Raw genomic sequence first — 19,105 nt, forward strand, 5'->3', positions numbered from 1 at the left:
CCTTGACCTCCCTCATTATGGGGATGTAGTGGTTTTGCTCACCTGGACGTATTAAATTAGTGGTCAATTCGAACATCACAATAAACAACATCACAATGAAACGCTTAGCCCTTCCTGTCCTTGCACTTGTTCTGATCCTTACTACAGGTTGCGGTGGCAATTCGGAGAATGATCCAAATGATGATGCCGCGTACGGCGAATTCGAATTTTCGGACGATCAAGGTACGGGCGGTGATCAATTCGCATCCGATGACCAAGGTGTGTTCTCCAACACTGGCAATAACAACTTGACAATGCACCCCGTAATGGATCAGAAGACCGGGATGGTCATGTATCAAATGCCGCTACCGGCTTCCTGGAGAATATCACCCACCGCTTCCGGAGATGAGCCAAGTATTGTTGGACCTGGTGGTGTAAAAGTGTTTTACCGGAATGGCGGATCCTATTCGTATTCCAACGACCCCAATACTCAACGAAGCTACCAACAGACCGGCCAGCAAATGCGCGCTCCATTGGAGATCGGTGCATACATCCAGCAGGACCTGGTCCCTGGAATGGCCAAGAACGGACATAAACTTATTAAGCAAGCTCCTTTACCCCAGATCGCGGCACGCAATAAAGCCTATAGCGGAAAATTGTTCAAAGCCATGCCCTCGCAGGAACACAATTTCGCCATGGGTACGGAATGGCTGAACAATGAAGGTGAACACCTTTTCATGATCGTGAACATGACCATATACCAAGGACAGAACGATGGCTATTGGTATGCATCGCTGCAAGCATTAACAGCCGAGAAGTCCACTTATGAGAACGCGAAAATGGCATTGATCAATGGTCTAGTGAATACCCAGGACAACCCGCAGCAGATAGCCGCATACAATGCCAGCGAACAACAAAAGGCCAACCAAAGCTGGTCGCAACACAATTCGCGCATGCAGCAGAACCAAGCCGCCTTCGATCAGCAACAAGCCACTCACCGAAGCACGTGGGATGCGGTTAACAATGCCAGTATGAACGCATACAATGACCGTAGTGCATCACAGGACCGCATGCAACACCAAACGATCAATTCCATCTACGAGGAGAACACGGTGACCAACTCGACCAATGGCCAACAATATCAGGTCGATGCCGGATCGGATCAGTATTGGATGAACAGCAGTGGCGAATACATTCCGAGCAATGACGCAACCTATAACCCGAACACCGACCCGAACGTGAACAACCAGACATGGGAAGAGGCGGTACCGGAGCCGTGAATTATCCTACATGAAAACCAGATCATGAAGCATCACGATCTCGCCCTGTAGATCTCTGCCTTGGCCATTGAGGTCGAAAGAATTATCGTCCTCACTATCGCATCAGCGGAACTCTAAACGTGTGCTGTTGTGTTCCCATAGTAACACGCACGAACCAAATGCCCGATGGAAGGTCTGCATTCGGGATCTCCAGACGACTACCTTCTGAAGTGGATGAACGAGCGCTTACAAGTTGTCCTAAAGCATCGATAAGTTCCACATGGTCGATCCGTTCAGACGCTGTAACCACGATCGCATTTGGTGAGTTCCACACACGAAGTGCTTCGGCGGAGGGATCGCCTTGTACTCCTGTTGCTGTTTCGACCGTCACGTTGCGCACGAGTATATCTGAACAATTTCGGCTGCTTGCTGTGAGTTCCACTGCGTAAATACCCGGTTGCTCCCAGATGTGTACAGGCTGAAATTCAGTACTCGTATTACCGTCACCAAAATCCCATGACCACGACTCGGACAACTGACTATTGTTAGCGAGGAAGACTTCCGTACCTACCAGGATCGGGTCAAGCGGAACGTAGAAATCAGCCCTTGCTTCTTGTGCTGAAGGAATATCCATCACTGGACTCGTCCATGTGCACCCATGCGCGTCAGTAACGGATACGGCGTAGGACCCGGCTTCTCCGACCAATGTGTTATCGGTACTGTTGTCGCTCCAGAGGAATGTGTACGGTTCTGTGCCACCGAGCACATCGAACAGGATGCTACCATCGGTTCCATGGACGCACTGTGGCGCAGTCCTAGTTAGCGCTGTGATCTCTAATTCCGCTGGTGCTTGGATGGAAAATGCTTGTGACAATTCGCCACAACCAGGAATACCTGATACATGGATCATAAGCTGGCCCGTGGGCATTCCTTGAAGGGACACCGAACCGCTTGCTCCAGCCTGTGCCTGAATAATACTCCCAGAAGCATCGGTTACGTTGATATCGAAATTACCTGAGCCAAGTTCCAATTCAACAAGTCCGTCGGCGACTCCGTAACAACTCGCATCCGTGGCATGCAGGTCCATTGGAGCGGTACCGTGAAGAATGAAACGAGGCGCGGTCGGATCGTCCGAAGCGTTGATCGTGAAGTCGACCGTGCTGCCTTCAGCCAATACGCTTGTCGCACCGGTCTCGAGGTCTTCCAGTGTCAAACACGTTAATCCAAGGTTTTCCATGTTGCTGGCCGAAATGGTGTAGGTGCCATTGATCGCAACGTTCACGAAAACAGGTATCGCGAGTTGAGCATTGTACGGACCGTATGCGTTGATGGCGAATTGGGTTCCACTTGCACCTGTTGCTATCTGTGGAGCAGCCGGGTGAGCGAAGACGAACTTCAGGACGTCAGCAGGATCGGAACCAGGCGAACCGGCACCGAAATGGATCACCGTCTCGTCACTGAGTTCGTTGATCGCGCTGCTCACCTGCAATCGCACTAGCTGAGCGATGTTGATCTGATCGCCGCCGAAAAAGCCGCCGCTGTTGTCATCTATTTTGGCTGCTTCGCCGATTGTTGTGGTTACAGAAGGCCCAGTCGCTTTCAGCCAGAATCCTTGACTGCTTTGGATCACATCGGTCGCATTGCCCGTACTTATCTGGCTTACCTTATCGTAAGCAGCGGTATTCCCATTGGACGGATCGTAATAGGTAATGTATCCGGCCACGTCGGCACCGAGGGTAATGTCGCTGAAAAGAACAGCACTTGGCAAAGGATTGCTTACCAAGTTCCAGCCGTCTGTTGTTGGATTTCCTGAGCCCGTCCAGGTCATGGGTAGGGCGATCGGTGTGGAGGCGATGTTGGGCGCTCCGTTCACGTCCAATTTGAATTCCGCAGTACCTCCGAGCGAATCACCACACCACGCTGCAAAGCCTTGTCCGGGACCAAGTAACTGGCTTGTGTTCGGAACACCAGTGATCCCGATCGACTGATCCGCGCCGGCTAATGGTTCATTATACCACCGGATGCTCGGCCAGAGTATCCCACTTCCGACAGGGCTATCGAAATTCGGGTAGTCAGAACCCGGAAAGCCTGCGGTGATGAAATCATCGTTCCAGGATTGAACCGTGGCACCATCGACAGGGCTTCCTAGGAACCGCCAATTCGTCGCTCCACTTGGAATATAGCGCTCCATTGTAAGATCACCTATGAAGTCCGCGGTCGGCGCTACGGCACCAAGTCTGCCGGTCGTACTCGCGTTGCTCACGAGGGTCACACTGGATGCACTCGCGTCGAAGGAGCCATCGGTAAGTTGAAGTGTCCCGCGGATCGACAGTGGAGTACTCAAGGCAGTGCCAGCCGGAGTGTTGGTTTCAAGGTCCCAAAGATCCAATGCCGAAGTTCCAATGATGGTCGTATTCCCTGTACCGTTCAGGACCACTGCGCTGTTATCGGCGGCTGAGATCGTTCCATCCACTTGGAGTAGATCGCCGGTGGCGGTCAGTGTCGTGAACCCATTCAGGACCAATGCCCCTCCGGTTTCCACGATCGGTGCTTTTACGGTATGATCTCCAGTTACTGTGATCGTATTTCCGATCTGCACCGTCATGTCCTTGCTACCGTCCCAGATAGCGACAGCGGGCGTTCCAATGCGAGTTGTACTCCAGATCGGATCAGACATCGTGCCATTTCCGCGACTGAAATAAACCGTTTCCACAACCGTACCGCTCACATTCACATTATCGAGGTACAGTCGTTGTCCATATCCGCAAACACCTGCGAACCGGAGTGTAATGACCTGACCATCATAGGCGCTCAGATCAATGTCGTTCGTTGTCCAATCGGAGCAATCGGCTGGTTCCCAATTGGCCCCTGTGTTGTCCGCTGCGGTTGCAAGCGAGGTCCCTGATTCGTCGAACACAGGAACCCAACTACTTCCGCAGTCCGCACTGACCTCAACCCGCAATCCATCGAAATAAGTGGCGCTGTAACGCGCATAGGCATGGTCGAATAGGAGGTGATTCGCGGTGGTTGAGGAGAGATCGATCTGTGGGGTAACCAAGCGGTCTTCTTGGCCAGGTGCGTTGTACGAATAATAGTTGATCGTCCATGCCGTGGTGGAGGCGCATAGGACTCCTTCCGTAACCGTTGCGGTCACCCAAGTGGTGCCGTTGTCAGGATTCTGCAAACTCCATCCAGCAGGAGTAACGGGCCCACTTTCAACATCCTCGACAAGTGGTGCGGAAACCGTTGTACCGTTAACACCATTAATGGACTGAACGGACGCGTCGTCTCCTGGGTATTCATCTCCGATCAGCACCGTGCTAACGGAAAGCGAGTGTGGCCCTGTTGTGTTTATTGTTATCGTCTGTGCGAACGTGAAGGTTTCGCTGGCCCCAGCTGCCAAGGTGCCAACGTAGGCTTCGGTGACAAATGGTGCGCCATCCAACGAGTAGCGGACGTTGAATCCGCTCTGCGGTTGCAAGCCAAAGTTCCTCAACGTTGCGCTGACGGCCAGCGGGGTGGTACCACATAGTACAAGATCACCAGAACCAGGGGTCAACACTACCGAGATACCAATGTCATCCGCCAAGGGTACGTCGTAGGTTTCGGTCTGATCATTCGTGTTGTTGGTGCTTCCTTGAGTTGCACTGAATCCGAGGCCGCGACGAGCGAATGCGGACCAGATCAAGTTCTGATTCGCACCTCCGTTATTGGCAACATCTGCTGCGAGTATAGCGTCGCGTGCATCCACGAAACCAGGACTACATGGCGTAAGTTTCAGGCCGTCGATAACCAGTTGCATCGCGATATTATTACCGCCCGTTCCATTATACAGGTCGGGGTCGAAACCGTATGCATCGATCAGGTCCCATGTCATTTCCCAGAGCATCGTAGTCCAAACGAATCCAACACCATGAGGGATCGAGACGCTATTGATATCAGCATACGTGTATCCATTCGCGCCCATGTTCGTGGTGTAAGGTGCTGGTCGAATACCGGGTCCTGTTACGGATTCTCCAAGGACATAGGTCCCGATACCACGTTCCCCAGTGCGTGTGTCTCCGGGAACCATGGTCAGCATCAACCCGAAGTAATCGCTCCAGCCTTCACCCATTTGTTCAGCATTGTTGAGGCAATTCGAATTGGCTGGTCCGCCTACGAGGCGTGTGCTTATGCCGTGGCCATATTCATGTGCAATGATCCCATTGTCCAGATCCCCATCCCGGTTGGGTGTGGTAAGGTTCCACAAGAACATCTGCATTCTGGGTCGGGTGCCATCCGGTGGGGTCCCGAAATTGGCATTGTTGGTACCGCTGCCATCCTGCCCATCAGCCAGCACATAGTCCGCGCCCGCGCCGCCATTTCCGTAGTTGTTCTGTTGGAAATTTCCGCTGGCTTCATCAAAGCCGTACTCGTACCAAACATCGTGCATGATGTTGTTCCAGTAGAAGAGATTGGTAAGCGCGAAATCCTGATAATTGGCAGGTGGCTGGGTAAGGTTGATCGAGAAGTCGAAATCCAGCGTGGCGCCACCGTCGGGCCGGAGTCCAGTACCGTTATTCCCGTTCGCATCCTCTTGCGCCAAGACATTGTTCCCACGCGTGTAGGTGTACTCCGCACCAGCTACGCCATCCGTATCGTACCAGCCAAAGGGAGAGCCATTCAGACCCGCGACCCAAGGGGCATTCACCACAGTCGCCGCACCATGATTCGGGCTTTCAATAGGCATTGGATAAACATGCATGTCGTTCGCTACGGCGGGTGCGAGCGGAGCTGTTGAGGAAACGTCCTCTTCAGTACAAGATGGATGATCGCCGAAACCGCACTGGCTCACCCAGTCATTGCGATCAAGTTCAATACCTGAATGCGCATCGATCCGGACATTCCACCAATGGCTCCCATCGGCTGAATAGTGGTTCACATTCCACACCAGACGTAATCTCCCTTCCAATGGCAGGTACATCAATTCCACGGTTGCAGGCTCTTCCCCAAGATCACTTCCATCGAAAATGAATTTCCGTCCATCCTGCTCGATCCCGATCTGCGCAGGGATCGACACATGAGGCAAGTCAGCCCTCAAGGTGGACGTGAGTGCTTGCAATGCAGTTACTACTGGAACTGGCTCATCCGCCGTCTTTGCGCAGTAACGCCAAACACCGTTGTTCAACTTCACTATGCGACCATCGCTTGCCCGGTGAATGGCGATATCACCATTGAACACTTCGATACCTTGCCAGCGCTGACGCAGGATCGTGTGTTCCATGCCATTGTGGGCTGTTCTGTAGTTGTCCTTAACGACCAGATCGGCCACATCGTCGGCCATGAACCCTTGATCCAAAAGGATCTTTCGCACGTCGCTGATACTTGTTTCTGAAGATGACTGGCCAAATGAAGCGATCGGGAATAGCAGGGCGAATCCTATAAAAAGGAGAAGTTGTCGTTGAAGCATGTTTACTGGAAGTGTATCGCGAATTTAGGGTATTACCGTGGGTTTCGCTGTAGATCAAAGCTTTTTATGGATCCGGCAGTGTTCATCAGGGATCGATCAACACCTTCGCCGATATCTCTCTACCAGCTTTCAGGATCTAAAAAAAGAGAGATGAATAGCGTGTGTGGTTGTGCCGCTGGTACCGTCAGATCCGAAGCGAAGAATTCATCAAAAGGTGCCAAACGAAAGGTGAACAACCAGACCTAAATGGAAGCAGTGTTGGAGCAGCCGTAAGTAATGTTGTTCACAGTTGCTAAAAGCACGAGCGTCTAACCCAATAATACGGACCCGCTATCACTTGGCAATTACCATGTGATACTCGCAAATACCCTTGATCACTATCACGCCAAACTCACGCGATCACTGCACTACGACCCTTTGATCGTAAGTGGTTCCGCTAATGGTCAACTTCACCATGTAGATTCCCTTCGCAACAGCACCAAGATCGATCGGCTCGCGCACGGCGGAACCATTAACGCGGATCGTCTTTTGTAGGACGATCTTTCCCGTTGCATCCATGATCTCCACCGCCGCAAGGCCCACCTCAGAACTTTCAAAGTTCAAAAAAAATTGACCGTAATTCGGATTCGGTTCTACGCGAACGAACACGCTGTTCTCGAATTCTGAAATACCTATCGGAATGGCTGAATTTCCAACACCTATGCAGTAAGCTCCGCTTGCAGGAACGTGGTCATCGAATGTTACAACACCATTCGTAAAGCTGGAACCATTCGCAACAGCAGCGAAAACGGTTGAACCAGCAGGTCTCCAAAGCAGCGTGTAGTTGGCAGCGGGCTGCGTAATGTCGAGCGGTGTTCCACCCGCACATGCAGCCGCAATATTCACCACCATGTCCATGCTCGCCCCACCCAAGCTGGTTAGCGGCCAAATGCGCTGGGTGCGCATGAAACCTGCCGGTGCATTGGTCGGGATATCATCGGCCGTGATCCCGATCCCGCCGTTATGACCGAACACCGCATAATCCGTTGTATCAAGCCCGAATGCGATGAGGTTCAACCCGTGTGTTGTTGAGGTGAATCGTGGATCCATGAAACTCTTTCCGTTCCAAACGGCATCCAACTCCAGAGTAACTTCGGTATTGTCATCCGCTATTGGAGCCTTGGAAGTAACCCACTCCGTACCTATGAACGTGGCGCTGCCATTGGCCGTATTGCCATTTCCGGAAAGATCAGGCACACTCGTTCCAGAGGTGACGTTGAAATCATATCCCGCGATCAGCCCTGTTTCCGAACCGGAAATCGATCTGAAGATCCGGCTCTTGATCTCGGCTTCCGTAAGTGCGACATTGTAGATCGCTATCTCGTCGATATTCCCGAACGTTTGAAAGTTACTCATGGTTGTCCAGGACGAAACACCGATTATTAGCGGATTGGTACTACTCGAGATCGGCGCGTTGGAAACGGGATCCGAACTTACTTCGATCCCATTCATGAAGGCCTTGATCGCGACACCACGCTCATAGGTCATCGCGATATGATGCCAATGTTGTGCAGTTGGGTTCATAAGCCCATCCAACGTTTCGTAATGAGTCGGATTCCACACTTCGCTGTACACCCGACCTTGATCCACTCCCAGAATGAAGCCCGTGTTATCCAGGTTGAACTTACCGATGATCTTCTGGTTATCGCCAATATCTCGCAACTGGATCCAACACATTACCGTAAGCTGATCCCCAGGGTTCAGTATTGCGTTGTTACCTGCGTTAAGTAACTTGATCGCACCCGTTGCCTGGTATTCCGCATAATCGATCCGGAATGCGTTACCAGCTGGGGTTTGCGCCATCATGCCGATGGTCGAGAATGCAAGACATACTGTGAGTACTTTTCGGTTCATGTTCGGTGGTATTGGACCGGTATGGTTATCAATGGTTTATTACGAATCGCTCGAAATGCGTTCCTTGTTCTGTAGTGAGTTGAAGCACATAGACACCGGATCGCTTATCGCTTAGATCCAATAGTGTAGCAACTCCATTCATCCGTTCTTGCAGCAGCACTTTTCCTGTGATATCCAGTACTGCTAGATCAACATTGGCGCTTTCCTTCAAGGTTATGTTCAAGAGGCCTTCACTCGGTATCGGAAAGATCGAAACATTGCGTAGTACAACCAATTCCTCAGGAATACCTACAGGTGTACTGCTCTTGATAAGCATCTGTAACGTGACTTTGTAGATCGGTGTGGTGTGTCCATTACTATCATAGGTACAATTCCCATTGATGCAATTGCCCGGTACACAATCGATGTTCCATGGGCTACAGAGATTATAGAAAGGCTCCAGCACATAATCCACATTCACCGAGGAACCGGGTGTAGTCAGCGACGTTATGTCGTAATCCCAAGGCTCCACCGCTTGGCCAGGACACCAACCAGCCCTGGGATATTGCCAAGTACCCGCTTGGTTCGCACACGGGTTCTGCGCACAATCAGGCTTCCACAGGAATTGCTCGAACTCTTGTTGGCCGTTGATATGGATCTGATGGGTCTTCTGTGAAAATTCCGCAGCATTCTCGGTATTGCCCTGACCGTGACCCGTGTTGATCACTCGGAATACAACCTCCTCTGCATTGATCGGGATCAATTGATCATGGTCCGGCAAATTGATACTGTAGAATAACGTATCTCCATACGTGAACTGATTGTCCTGAAAGAACTGCGTCACTTCGACATACTCGAATTCCGGAGTCCCCTCAATGAATTCGAACGAGGTGTGTATGTTCCAACCGTTCTGATAGGTCTCGATGTGCGAGATCAATTCCGTGGATCCGGTCAAATAGTTCCGGTAGTCCGTTACATCCAGTGTCCAACTACACGTCGAAAGCGCATACGGCGTAGCATATCGACCGATCTCGATCAGATCGCCCGCATCCGACATGACGGATAATTGCGCGAAGCGATCCCACGGATCACAACCGCCCGGCGGGCAGCTCAATGAGATGTGCATTATAATGCTCGAAACATTGGAAAGGTCACTCGGGAACTCCACCGTCCTGGTAAGTGTACTACCACCCACATGCGTATCACCATCGAACCCAGTGACAGTAACCTGTGCATTGAGCAGAAGTAGGTGGTTTACCAACAGCAGCGTAAAAAGTATTCTCATTTCGTTCGATAACGGATGAGCGCTAAGTTATATGACTTCTTCTGTTGTGGATGACCCGACCGTGAATGTGAATTTCTGAACCAGGACAACTAGTCATCTACGGCAAACATAGATTCGCTTGTTTTGCAGGCACCTATACTGCTGGCGATCTTCATGATCAGAACTCTACTCTTTCTCATTGCTATCGTCTCGGGGCTTTATGGTCAGGGGCAAGCGTATGTGTTTAAGGGCAAGGTAGTGGACAAGACGGATGGCTTAGGGCTCCCCGGCGCCTCGGTTGCAGTGCGCAGTTCCAATGCAAGTGTTGCCGCTGATGGCGATGGAAATTTTTCGTTGAATGTGCTCACAACAGATAGCTTATTGGTGAGATTCATCGGATATAGCGATCAGGTCATAGCAGTGAACGGTCAGGTCGACATGGTGATCTCGATGACTCCCAGTTCTACCCAATTGAATGAAATGGTGGTTACCGCACTCGGGATCTCTCGTGAGGAAAAGTCACTTGGATTCGCTGTGGGAAAGATGGATGTAAAGACCGCTACGGTGATCCGCGACCCGAACGTGGTGAACAGCATGCAAGGCAAAATTGCCGGTGTGCAGATCACGAAAACCTCTGGAGGGCCAGAGGCTTCGAGCAGAATATTGATCAGAGGGAACAGTTCTGTTACGAACAATAATCAACCCTTGGTGGTGATCGATGGTATTCCCATGGACAACACCACGATCGGTACCGGTGGTACTTGGGGTGGCATCGATTTCGGAAGCCCTATTTCCGATGTGAACCCGGACGATATCGAAAGTCTTATCGTGTTGAAAGGACCGAGCGCCGCTGCGTTGTACGGCAGCCGAGCATTGAACGGCGTCATCGTGATCACCACAAAAACGGCGGCTGGCACGAAGGGATGGAAGTCCGGAATGAATAGTACGACCTCTGTGGAGTCCGCGTATATCCTGAACAAATTCCAGAACAAATATGGCGCGGGTACTGGAGGTAAATTCAAATACACGCCAGAAGGCATCCCCTTCTTTGAGACCGATCGACCATCGCTCCCAACGTATGCCGGAAGTTGGGGACCCGAAATGTTGGGGCAGAGGTATATCGATTGGAATGGAGACACAACCACGTTTTCGCACCAACCCGACAACTACAAGAAGTACTTCCGAACGGGATACACGCTTACGAACAGCTTCTCTGCAAGTCACGGAGGAAAATTTCCGATACGCATTTCATTCACCGATCTCCGGAACAAAGGGATCACACCAACGAGTACGTTCAAGCGGAACAATTTGAACCTGTCAAACACCGGTCACATCACGAAGAAATTAGAGTATGCCGCTAAATTCACGTATGCGGACCAGCGCGCATACAATCGGGTGAACCAAAGTAACGGCCACAACGCGGCACGCAATATCATCATGATGCCACGTAATGTTTCTACTGAGTCGATGATGAACTATGAGGACAGTAGCGAGAATGAACAGGTCTGGTATACCAATTGGGGTTGGATCGGCAATCCGTTCTTCACGGTGGAACGTAACGTCAATCAAGATCAACGGAAGCGCTACATCGGAAACCTCTCGCTGAACCACCAGACCAAGGAATGGCTTTCAATCATGGGGCGCATAGGCATGGACAACTTCAATGAAAACCGGCATAACCGTATTGCTTCGCGCTCATTCACCTCACCGAATGGAGAGTTCAGCGACGAGACCATCGACTTTCTGGAAGTGAATGCAGACTACTTGATCAGTGCGAAAAAAAAACTGAGAACCAATTGGGAGATCTCAGGGAACCTTGGCGGGAATACCATGTATCAGCGTCGGAAGATCCATTCGCAAAGCGGTCGCAACCTCATTGAACATGGCGTCTATGAATTGGAGAACGTCGCTCCTGCGAACCGCACGGATCGAAGTTTTCTTTACGAACGCAGGATCAATTCAACATATGGCTCTGTACAAGTCGCTTACAAGAACTACCTCTATTTCGATATGACCGGCAGGAACGATTGGACCTCTACGTTGCCGAAAGAGAACAACTCGTATTTCTATCCTTCGGCCAGTGCATCCTACGTGTTCTCGGAACATGCGACAAAGCTCCCCAGGTTCATCACCTTCGGAAAACTTAGAGCGTCCATCGCACAAGTCGGAAAGGATGCTGATCCGTATCAATTGCAGATCGGATACGATTCACTTACGACAGTAGATGGCGTCGCCCTTTCACACATTCGGAACCCCTTCCCACTAGTTGATCTAAAGCCGGAAAAGAAACGCAGCTATGAGATCGGTATGGACCTTCGCTTTTTCTTGGATCGCGTTGCGTTGGATTTCACCTACTACCATGCCACCACCACGAACCAGATCCTTACATCATCGGTCTCCGCCGCTAGTGGATACACTACGGCTGTGGTCAATGCAGGCGAGATCCGGAATAAAGGAATTGAGTTATTGCTGACCACGATACCAGTTCAGTCGAAGAATTTTAAATGGACGAACACGATAAACTTCACCAAGAACAACAACTTGGTAGTCAGTTTGAACAGCAGCGGACAACGTGAGATCCTCGGCGATCAATGGCGTGTGAACGTTACGGCCACGCCAGGCCTACCCTACGGCTCTATTTTCGGTTACGGTATCCAACGCGATGCGGATGGGAATGCGTTAATGAATGGCGATGGGACGTTCGTTCGTACTGAAGAACAGATCCTCCTCGGAGACATCAACCCGGACTGGCGGATGGGGATCACCAACGGACTCCAATACAAGAATTGGATCTTCTCATTTCTGATCGACATCCAAAAAGGGGGCGACATCTATTCCGCGACGAACATGTACATGCACGGTTATTCAGGTAATGCCGTTGCCACGTTGGAAGGACGTGATGAATGGTATGCTTCCGAGGCAGCCCGTGTTGCAGCCGGTGTTGCGGCGAACGGGTTGGACGGTAGTGGAAATTATGTAGAGAACTGGACCCCTACAGGAGGCTACTCGGTCACGGGTGTTTATGCGCCTGGCACAGTAGTGAACGGGCAGGACGTAGGCGGGCAGACCGTTGAACGTACTATTGACCCGCAAGTTTATTGGAGCCAATATGCCGTGTGGGGAAATGAAATTCACGAGCCATTCGTGTACGACGCCAGCTATGTAAAACTCAGAGAGATCGGACTGACCTATCGCTTCAACAAAGAGGCTTTCGGCAAGAAGATCAGGAACGTTGAGATCACCATTAGCGGAAGGAACCTCTGGTTGATCCACAGCAACGTTCCGAATATCGATCCGGAAGCATCCTATACCAACGGTAACGGACAAGGTGTGGAATATGCGACCTATCCCATAACACGTAGCGTGGGCTTCAACCTTAAAGTAGATCTCTAATGAGGATCATCACACTGCTCTTCCTATGCCTCGCGTCTTCCTCATGCAGAAAAGGATTTGAGGAATTGAACCAGAACCCGAATGTTACCACAACGGTTGATCCCAACGCCCTGTTCGCTTATGCACAGTTCAGGTACCACACCGATTATTTGAACGGCGTACGAACAGAGATCTGGGGCCTCAACAATTGGATGCAAGTGCAAGCCAGCATCAATGGGACATCTTCCGCAGGCAATGAATATTTCATGAGCGGCGATGCGATCAATAATACGTGGAGCTTGATGTATGCCGATGTGCTTGGCAACATTGAAGAAGCGATGCGGTTGACCAAAGATGACCCTATCAACGTGAACAAATACAATACCTACCGGATCTATCGTGCGTACATCTATCATCGTTTGACGGACCTCTGGGACAACATTCCTTACACCGCTGCGCACAACACGATCAACGCTGAGAATACACCGGACCTAAGCCCTGAATACGATCCGCAAAGTATCGTGTACCAAGACCTGATCAACGAACTACGTTCGGCGGTTTCAGGGTTCGATCAGTCAAGACCGGATGTAGGTGCGCAGGACTGGATCTATCACGGAGACGTGGACAAATGGATCCGCTTCGCGAACTCGCTTACGCTACGGTTAGCACTACGGATATCAGACAAAGTGCCCACTATCGCGTTACCTGTGATCCAGCAATTGACGACGGAGAACCGCTTCATCCAATCGAACCAAGGATCGGCGCGATTCCCACACAGTAGCAATGCACGAAACCCATTCTACGAGCTGGACAATACTGCGCAAGGGATGTACAACCCAAGTACATTTCTGGTGGAACAATTCACCACTGATAGCGACCCACGGATCACACGTTACGCAGAATATTCACCGCAAAGTGTTGTGTTCGGTACGTTCCAATATGTTGGCGTTCCTAGCTTCTTGCTCTCAAGCGATATCGACCCGAACGAACTGAACACGTTCACAACTTCCTACATCGGCGACTATTTTCTGAATGCTGATATTGAAGGCGTAACGATGAGCTATTCGGAAACTTGCTTTCTACTGGCAGAAGCTGCACTGAAAGGATACGGAGGGAACATGACCCCGGAATCGTATTACGACCTTGGTATACAAGCGCACATGGATCAGCTCGCAATTCCGCAAGCCGACATCGACACCTACCTCAACGGACCGGGACAATTCAACGGAACATTCGAGCACATCATTCAACAGAAATGGAAGACCTTCGTGTACGTGGATGCTATTGAACTCTACAGCGAATGGCGGCGGACCGGTTACCCGGTGTTACGCGATGCGCAAGAGCAACTCGTTGATGTAAGCCGTGTACCTGTAAGACTCGCATACCCTGCAACCGAACTGAGTTTGAACGCTGCGAACGTGACAGCCGTCGGACACGGGATCAATGATTTTTTCACGAAGGTCTGGTGGGATGATTGAGGGGGAATTTCCACTTTACTTTTGCTGAAGAAGATAGATCAGTAAGGCCGCATTCCAAATCCAAGTTTCGCAACCAGTGAATCGGTGCGAAGTGTATTTCCAGTTAGTAGAACAAGAAACGGCTCTTGCGATACGATCTCAAATGGCGCTATCTGCGTAGTTGGATCCAAAGACCTGATCATACCAGGTACTAAGAAGAGCACTCTTGGGATCACTCTTGTCGCCGATTCCTTGAGCAACCATGTGCGGCGATCAAGTTCCGGTTCAATTATTCTTGGGAAATCCGCGATCAAGCATGAGCACCCGTACGTCGATAAATGCTTATGTAGACCATGACTGACAACCACTAGTTCAGCATTAACACTATGTGCACTTTGTGCTACTTTTTCGCAATGTTCCTTAAACTCGGATACTGCAACAACCTCGATCCTTTTCTCCCGCTGTAGAGCAAGCTGTCTTTCCATAACTACTGAGAGCTCAACGCTCTTGAAACCAAAAAATCCGATAGCAATTATGGGTAGTACGACAATTGACCGTCCTGGCAAGGTCATTTTGAACTGGGACAGGAACAACGCAATTAAAAATGGGATCGCAAGAAACATTCTGGCCCATGGATAAAAAACACTAGGGATACCATCATTTACCTTGTAGAACCCGCATGAGACGATAATGAATACGATACCGAGCGTTAATGCTATGGCAGGCTTCCATTGCTTCCTGGCCCAAAACACTGTTGCCATTAAAATGAGCAGAAGCAGGACGAACACACCTTTGCCCCAAAGCACTGGGCTTAGTTCATCAAAATACCTAAGGCTGGCCCAGCGTATCCGTGAAACGGAGTAGCCAAGGTCCCAGGCACCATGTACTACGTTGCGCGGGTGCAGGTCATAATAATGGGATCCCAAATAATAGAGTACCGCAGCCGGTATCGCCCCAGCAATTCCCAGCAGATATAGTCTCCGGTCGGCATAATAGTTCAGCAATATCAAAAGACCAACTGGGAAGAGAACGATCACAGCATTCGGGTTAGCAAAAAGCGCTAGTATGGCGAAGAAGGGGGTAAGCAACAGAAAAATACTACGCTTCGAGAACAACGGAAGCACGGTTAATGAAGCAAGAAAAACACCCGTAACGAATCCGCGAGGCATGGAGGAGATCATCCCGAATTCAGGTGACATGGTTATGGGAAGGACGAGTACTGTACACGCAATAAAGTAAGCGCGTTCTCTATACAGTAGCAACCCCAGTAACAGGAAGGGGAACAATGCGAATGCGCTTGAAATTATCGGCAATGCAATATTTGGGGGTATACCCGACCACAATAGCGGGATCGCCACAAACCCTTCTAACATGGTGTTATAATTCTGGCCATAAAAGCAAGGTTCATGGAAACGACCTTGCGACATTTCCACGGCACCATACCACATTATGGACTGGTCATCGTCAACATACCGAAAACCGAATTGGTCCAACATGACCCAGCGGTCCAATACCAAAAAACAAAGTGCGATAATGAGGCATATCAAAGCAAGTCGGTCATGCCGTTGCTTCACTGGAGACAATGTATTCTGCGATCCGATAGGCGCAAGTTCGTGAATAGTACGGCTCGTTAGTAGTGCGCTTGATATCCGTCACAACAACGCTTGCAATAACTGAATGGTGACGGCAATTATTCACACCCGAACACGATCTATACTTCCAAGGCCAAGCACCGACCCTATCCTAGAATGGAAGTATACATGTTCCTTCATTCAAATGGATCGCGTCAAGGGCACTCGAAGTACCATGACAACAGCACTGGTATTCGGGCGCGGATCGGAAAGAAGAATAGCGGTTCAACAACAGTAAAATATGCTGTGGAAGTAGGGCTTTGTCTCGGATGGATCGATGCGATCCGCAGATCTTATGATGCCGTCGATCTCCATAGCCCATGACGACTAGGAAACCCGGTGCTACGCGATACGCAAGGGCAAGTCGTTGATGTACGCCGTATACCTGTGAGACTCGCGTACCCTACAACCGACCTTGGTCTGAACGCTGCCAACAAAATGGCCGTTGGTCACGGGATCAATGATCTCCACACCATGGTCTGGTGAGATGATCGAGGCGGTTCAGCGTACAACCACTGAGTGCCAAGTAACGGTATCACCGATCTGAATACCGACCGGATAGATGCCGGTCGCTAGTCCGTCAGTTGGGACTTCCACTCGTGTACTTTCGTTATATCGACGCTCGAATACGACACGGCCTTTCGTATCAAGCATTCGAATATGCATTTGCGCTGTTCCATCGGATAGCTCCACGTAGAAGCCTGTACTTGCATCAGTTGGATTAGGACCAACACGTATCGTGCTAACGATCACCGGCTCCGGTATGCCAACTGTACCAGCCAATGTGGTATCGACATTCACTACGATCCCGAATGCATCTCCCCAACCGCCATTATCGTCTCGCGCACGCATCCAAAGCACGTTCACACCTTCACTTACAGGTACCGGAATGTTACCTCCTTTGATCATTTCGAACGCACCATCGAAATTGCCATCACTGGCAATCATGGGCATTGCGGAGCCCGCTCCTGGATCTATGTTGAACCAATATTCCGCACCCGCAACATGGATATCCGGGAAGTTCACCACATTAGGCAGCACTTCAACGGCAACTCGGAACAATGGCCCCCAATTGTTGTTCACGTCGCGCATGCGCATGTTCAATACGTGTACGCCTACAGATGGTAACTGAGAAATGTTCGCACCGATAGCCTCTATCGTTGCATCAAAATTTCCATCCAGCGCGAACATAGGTGTACCGCTCCCTGTGCCTGGATCCGCATCCCAGAAATACTCTCCTTCACTTACTTGGATATCCGGGAACGCAACTGTTCCAGGCAGGATCTCAATGACCGTACTGAACGGACTTCCCCAATTCCCGTCAGCATCCTTAACACGGATCGAGAACGAATGAATTCCGGAAGAGGGCAATGTCGTGGTCTGTGCTAGTACTGATTCCAACGCTTCATCATAACTACCATCCACTGCAACCATGGCGTTTCCGTTTCCTTGTCCGGGATCCGCACCCCAGAAATACTCGGACTCCAATAGACCGGTCTGCGCATTGGCGTATGCGCACACCATCAAGGCAATAGAAAAAAGTAGTGTTCTGATCTGCATAATGTAGTGGATCAACGATCGTATGCTACGCCTTTCACGCGAAGCGTTGCACCTGAACGAATATTGAATGGATGCCCGGTGAGGTAGATGCGCGCAGCACCGGTGTGCAACGGATGGAAATTCACCAAGGTGTACGAACCTCCGTATGTACCAGCATCACCTGTGGAAAGGTCCAGATCACTGAAGATCGGTGCCGGATTTCCTCCATCGATGCATGCGGTTGCACTAGCAAATGTTCCATCCGCATTCAAGGTGATCGGTTGATCCACCGTGTTATTCGATTCGAATGTGAAACCGGTCGAAATAGGAAAGCTCATCCCAATGGTGACGTGATTGAAGTAGACATTGATCTGTCCTAGGTTGCCACTGTCCTTGTTGATACCCCTACTGGTTCCGGTCCATGTGCGCGTGACCGCATTGTTCATCACCTCCCATATGCTTCCGGCATTCGTATTCGCCAAGCTAATGCCATAGGTCGTTGAATTACCTGTGTACGCAATGATCGTATTGTTCCAGATCAAGTTCTGTACGGATGCATTATTTCCATCATAGATCTCGATACCCATCCAACCATGTTCAATGAAATTGTTACGGATATGCAGCACTTGGCTTTCGCTGGATGAGAATATCCCTTCATACGACAGAGGACCTTTGACCTTATTTCCTACGATCGCGCACGTATCCAACGGAAATCCCGAAGCCGTGCCCGTTATGCTTATCCCTTCGTCCGTGGTCTGGGAAGCATCGATCACACAACCGACGACGTTACCGTAGTTGATGGAAACCGAACCGTTGATCAACGTACACCCAACAATATCCGCTTGAACGTTATTGTCCTCCATATCAATGATACCGTTCACGAAATAGGAGTCCATGATACGCACCGTGGTAGCCCTTACCCCTCCTCCGGATCCGAAAATAATACTACCGGAGGTATTGCGCATGCTAACAATGTTGACCACGCGATCGGTGGCACCAGTAACGGTATAATTGCCTTGGACGTAGAAAAAATCATCGTTGGCGAAGCTCAAGAATTCCAAGCTCTTGTTTATTGCGATATTCTCGATCCACGGTATGTTACCGGCCCTGTTCTTTATAATGATCCGATCCCCATCAACAGAAGCCGCAACGGCGGAGGCAATATTCGGATAAGCCGGTGCTTGACCGAACTCCTCCACGATACGGTCCATAGCAAACGTTGGAGCCGATAGGGCCAAAGCGAGAACGAGAGTAACTTGTTTCATTCGATCTTAGATGGATTG

General features: G+C 50.4%; 10 protein-coding genes. 4 read left to right on the forward strand and 6 right to left on the reverse strand.

What is annotated here, in order from left to right; translation table 11 throughout:
• The first annotated feature begins 95 nt into the window (after nucleotides 1–95).
• Nucleotides 96–1,259, forward strand: coding sequence for a hypothetical protein (locus IPF95_00405; GenBank protein ID MBK6473156.1), 1,164 nt, complete (start codon nucleotides 96–98; stop codon nucleotides 1,257–1,259).
• A gap of 94 nt (nucleotides 1,260–1,353) precedes the next feature.
• On the opposite strand, the gene IPF95_00410 is transcribed toward IPF95_00405, so the two are convergent.
• The 3 genes from IPF95_00410 to IPF95_00420 all read right to left on the reverse strand — a co-directional run bounded on the left by IPF95_00410 (nucleotide 1,354) and on the right by IPF95_00420 (nucleotide 9,844).
• Nucleotides 1,354–6,591 carry a M36 family metallopeptidase gene (locus IPF95_00410; GenBank protein ID MBK6473157.1) on the reverse strand — a complete coding sequence of 1,746 codons (5,238 nt, stop codon included), beginning with the start codon at nucleotides 6,589–6,591 and terminating at the stop codon, nucleotides 1,354–1,356.
• A gap of 495 nt (nucleotides 6,592–7,086) precedes the next feature.
• Nucleotides 7,087–8,580 carry a T9SS type A sorting domain-containing protein gene (locus IPF95_00415; GenBank protein MBK6473158.1) on the reverse strand — a complete coding sequence of 498 codons (1,494 nt, stop codon included), beginning with the start codon at nucleotides 8,578–8,580 and terminating at the stop codon, nucleotides 7,087–7,089.
• A 28-nt stretch (nucleotides 8,581–8,608) separates the two neighbouring features.
• Nucleotides 8,609–9,844, reverse strand: coding sequence for a T9SS type A sorting domain-containing protein (locus IPF95_00420; protein MBK6473159.1), 1,236 nt, complete (start codon nucleotides 9,842–9,844; stop codon nucleotides 8,609–8,611).
• A gap of 153 nt (nucleotides 9,845–9,997) precedes the next feature.
• Here IPF95_00420 and IPF95_00425 point away from each other — a divergent pair, with 153 nt between their 5' ends.
• Together IPF95_00425 and IPF95_00430 are read left to right on the forward strand one after the other, a co-directional pair.
• On the forward strand, nucleotides 9,998–13,216 hold the full coding sequence (locus IPF95_00425; protein ID MBK6473160.1) for a SusC/RagA family TonB-linked outer membrane protein: 3,219 nt from the start codon (nucleotides 9,998–10,000) through the stop codon (nucleotides 13,214–13,216).
• Entirely contained in the window at nucleotides 13,216–14,673 is a 1,458-nt protein-coding gene (locus IPF95_00430; protein ID MBK6473161.1) for a SusD/RagB family nutrient-binding outer membrane lipoprotein, read from the forward strand. Before IPF95_00425 ends, IPF95_00430 begins: the two co-directional genes overlap by 1 nt.
• A 38-nt stretch (nucleotides 14,674–14,711) precedes the next feature.
• Here IPF95_00430 and IPF95_00435 read toward each other — a convergent pair whose 3' ends face one another.
• A complete protein-coding gene (locus IPF95_00435; GenBank protein ID MBK6473162.1) occupies nucleotides 14,712–16,226 on the reverse strand; it encodes a hypothetical protein in 1,515 nt (504 codons plus the stop codon).
• Nucleotides 16,227–16,400: 174 nt separating this feature from the next.
• Between IPF95_00435 and IPF95_00440 the strand changes: the two genes are divergently transcribed.
• Entirely contained in the window at nucleotides 16,401–16,607 is a 207-nt protein-coding gene (locus IPF95_00440; GenBank protein ID MBK6473163.1) for a hypothetical protein, read from the forward strand.
• 177 nt (nucleotides 16,608–16,784) lie between these two features.
• On the opposite strand, the gene IPF95_00445 is transcribed toward IPF95_00440, so the two are convergent.
• Nucleotides 16,785–17,843 (reverse strand): hypothetical protein, encoded by a 1,059-nt coding sequence (locus IPF95_00445; protein MBK6473164.1) that lies wholly within the window; start codon nucleotides 17,841–17,843, stop codon nucleotides 16,785–16,787.
• Nucleotides 17,844–17,854: 11 nt separating this feature from the next.
• The gene (locus IPF95_00450; GenBank protein ID MBK6473165.1) at nucleotides 17,855–19,087 is read right to left on the reverse strand and encodes a hypothetical protein; all 1,233 of its coding nucleotides are present in this window, start codon (nucleotides 19,085–19,087) and stop codon (nucleotides 17,855–17,857) included.
• Nucleotides 19,088–19,105: the final 18 nt, after the last annotated feature.

The sequence above is a fragment of the Flavobacteriales bacterium genome (genome assembly GCA_016704485.1).
In the GTDB taxonomy this organism is placed as follows: Bacteria; Bacteroidota; Bacteroidia; order Flavobacteriales_F; family PHOS-HE28; genus PHOS-HE28.

What these genes read in the sequence shown, in the direction of transcription:
- IPF95_00405 (MBK6473156.1), top strand. Translation starts at nt 96, where the DNA reads ATGAAACGCTTAGCCCTTCCTGTCCTTGCACTTGTTCTGATCCTTACT.
- IPF95_00415 (MBK6473158.1), bottom strand. Translation starts at nt 8,580, where the DNA reads ATGAACCGAAAAGTACTCACAGTATGTCTTGCATTCTCGACCATCGGC.
- IPF95_00420 (MBK6473159.1), bottom strand. Translation starts at nt 9,844, where the DNA reads ATGAGAATACTTTTTACGCTGCTGTTGGTAAACCACCTACTTCTGCTC.
- IPF95_00425 (MBK6473160.1), top strand. Translation starts at nt 9,998, where the DNA reads ATGATCAGAACTCTACTCTTTCTCATTGCTATCGTCTCGGGGCTTTAT.
- IPF95_00430 (MBK6473161.1), top strand. Translation starts at nt 13,216, where the DNA reads ATGAGGATCATCACACTGCTCTTCCTATGCCTCGCGTCTTCCTCATGC.
- IPF95_00440 (MBK6473163.1), top strand. Translation starts at nt 16,401, where the DNA reads ATGGAAGTATACATGTTCCTTCATTCAAATGGATCGCGTCAAGGGCAC.
- IPF95_00445 (MBK6473164.1), bottom strand. Translation starts at nt 17,843, where the DNA reads ATGCAGATCAGAACACTACTTTTTTCTATTGCCTTGATGGTGTGCGCA.
- IPF95_00450 (MBK6473165.1), bottom strand. Translation starts at nt 19,087, where the DNA reads ATGAAACAAGTTACTCTCGTTCTCGCTTTGGCCCTATCGGCTCCAACG.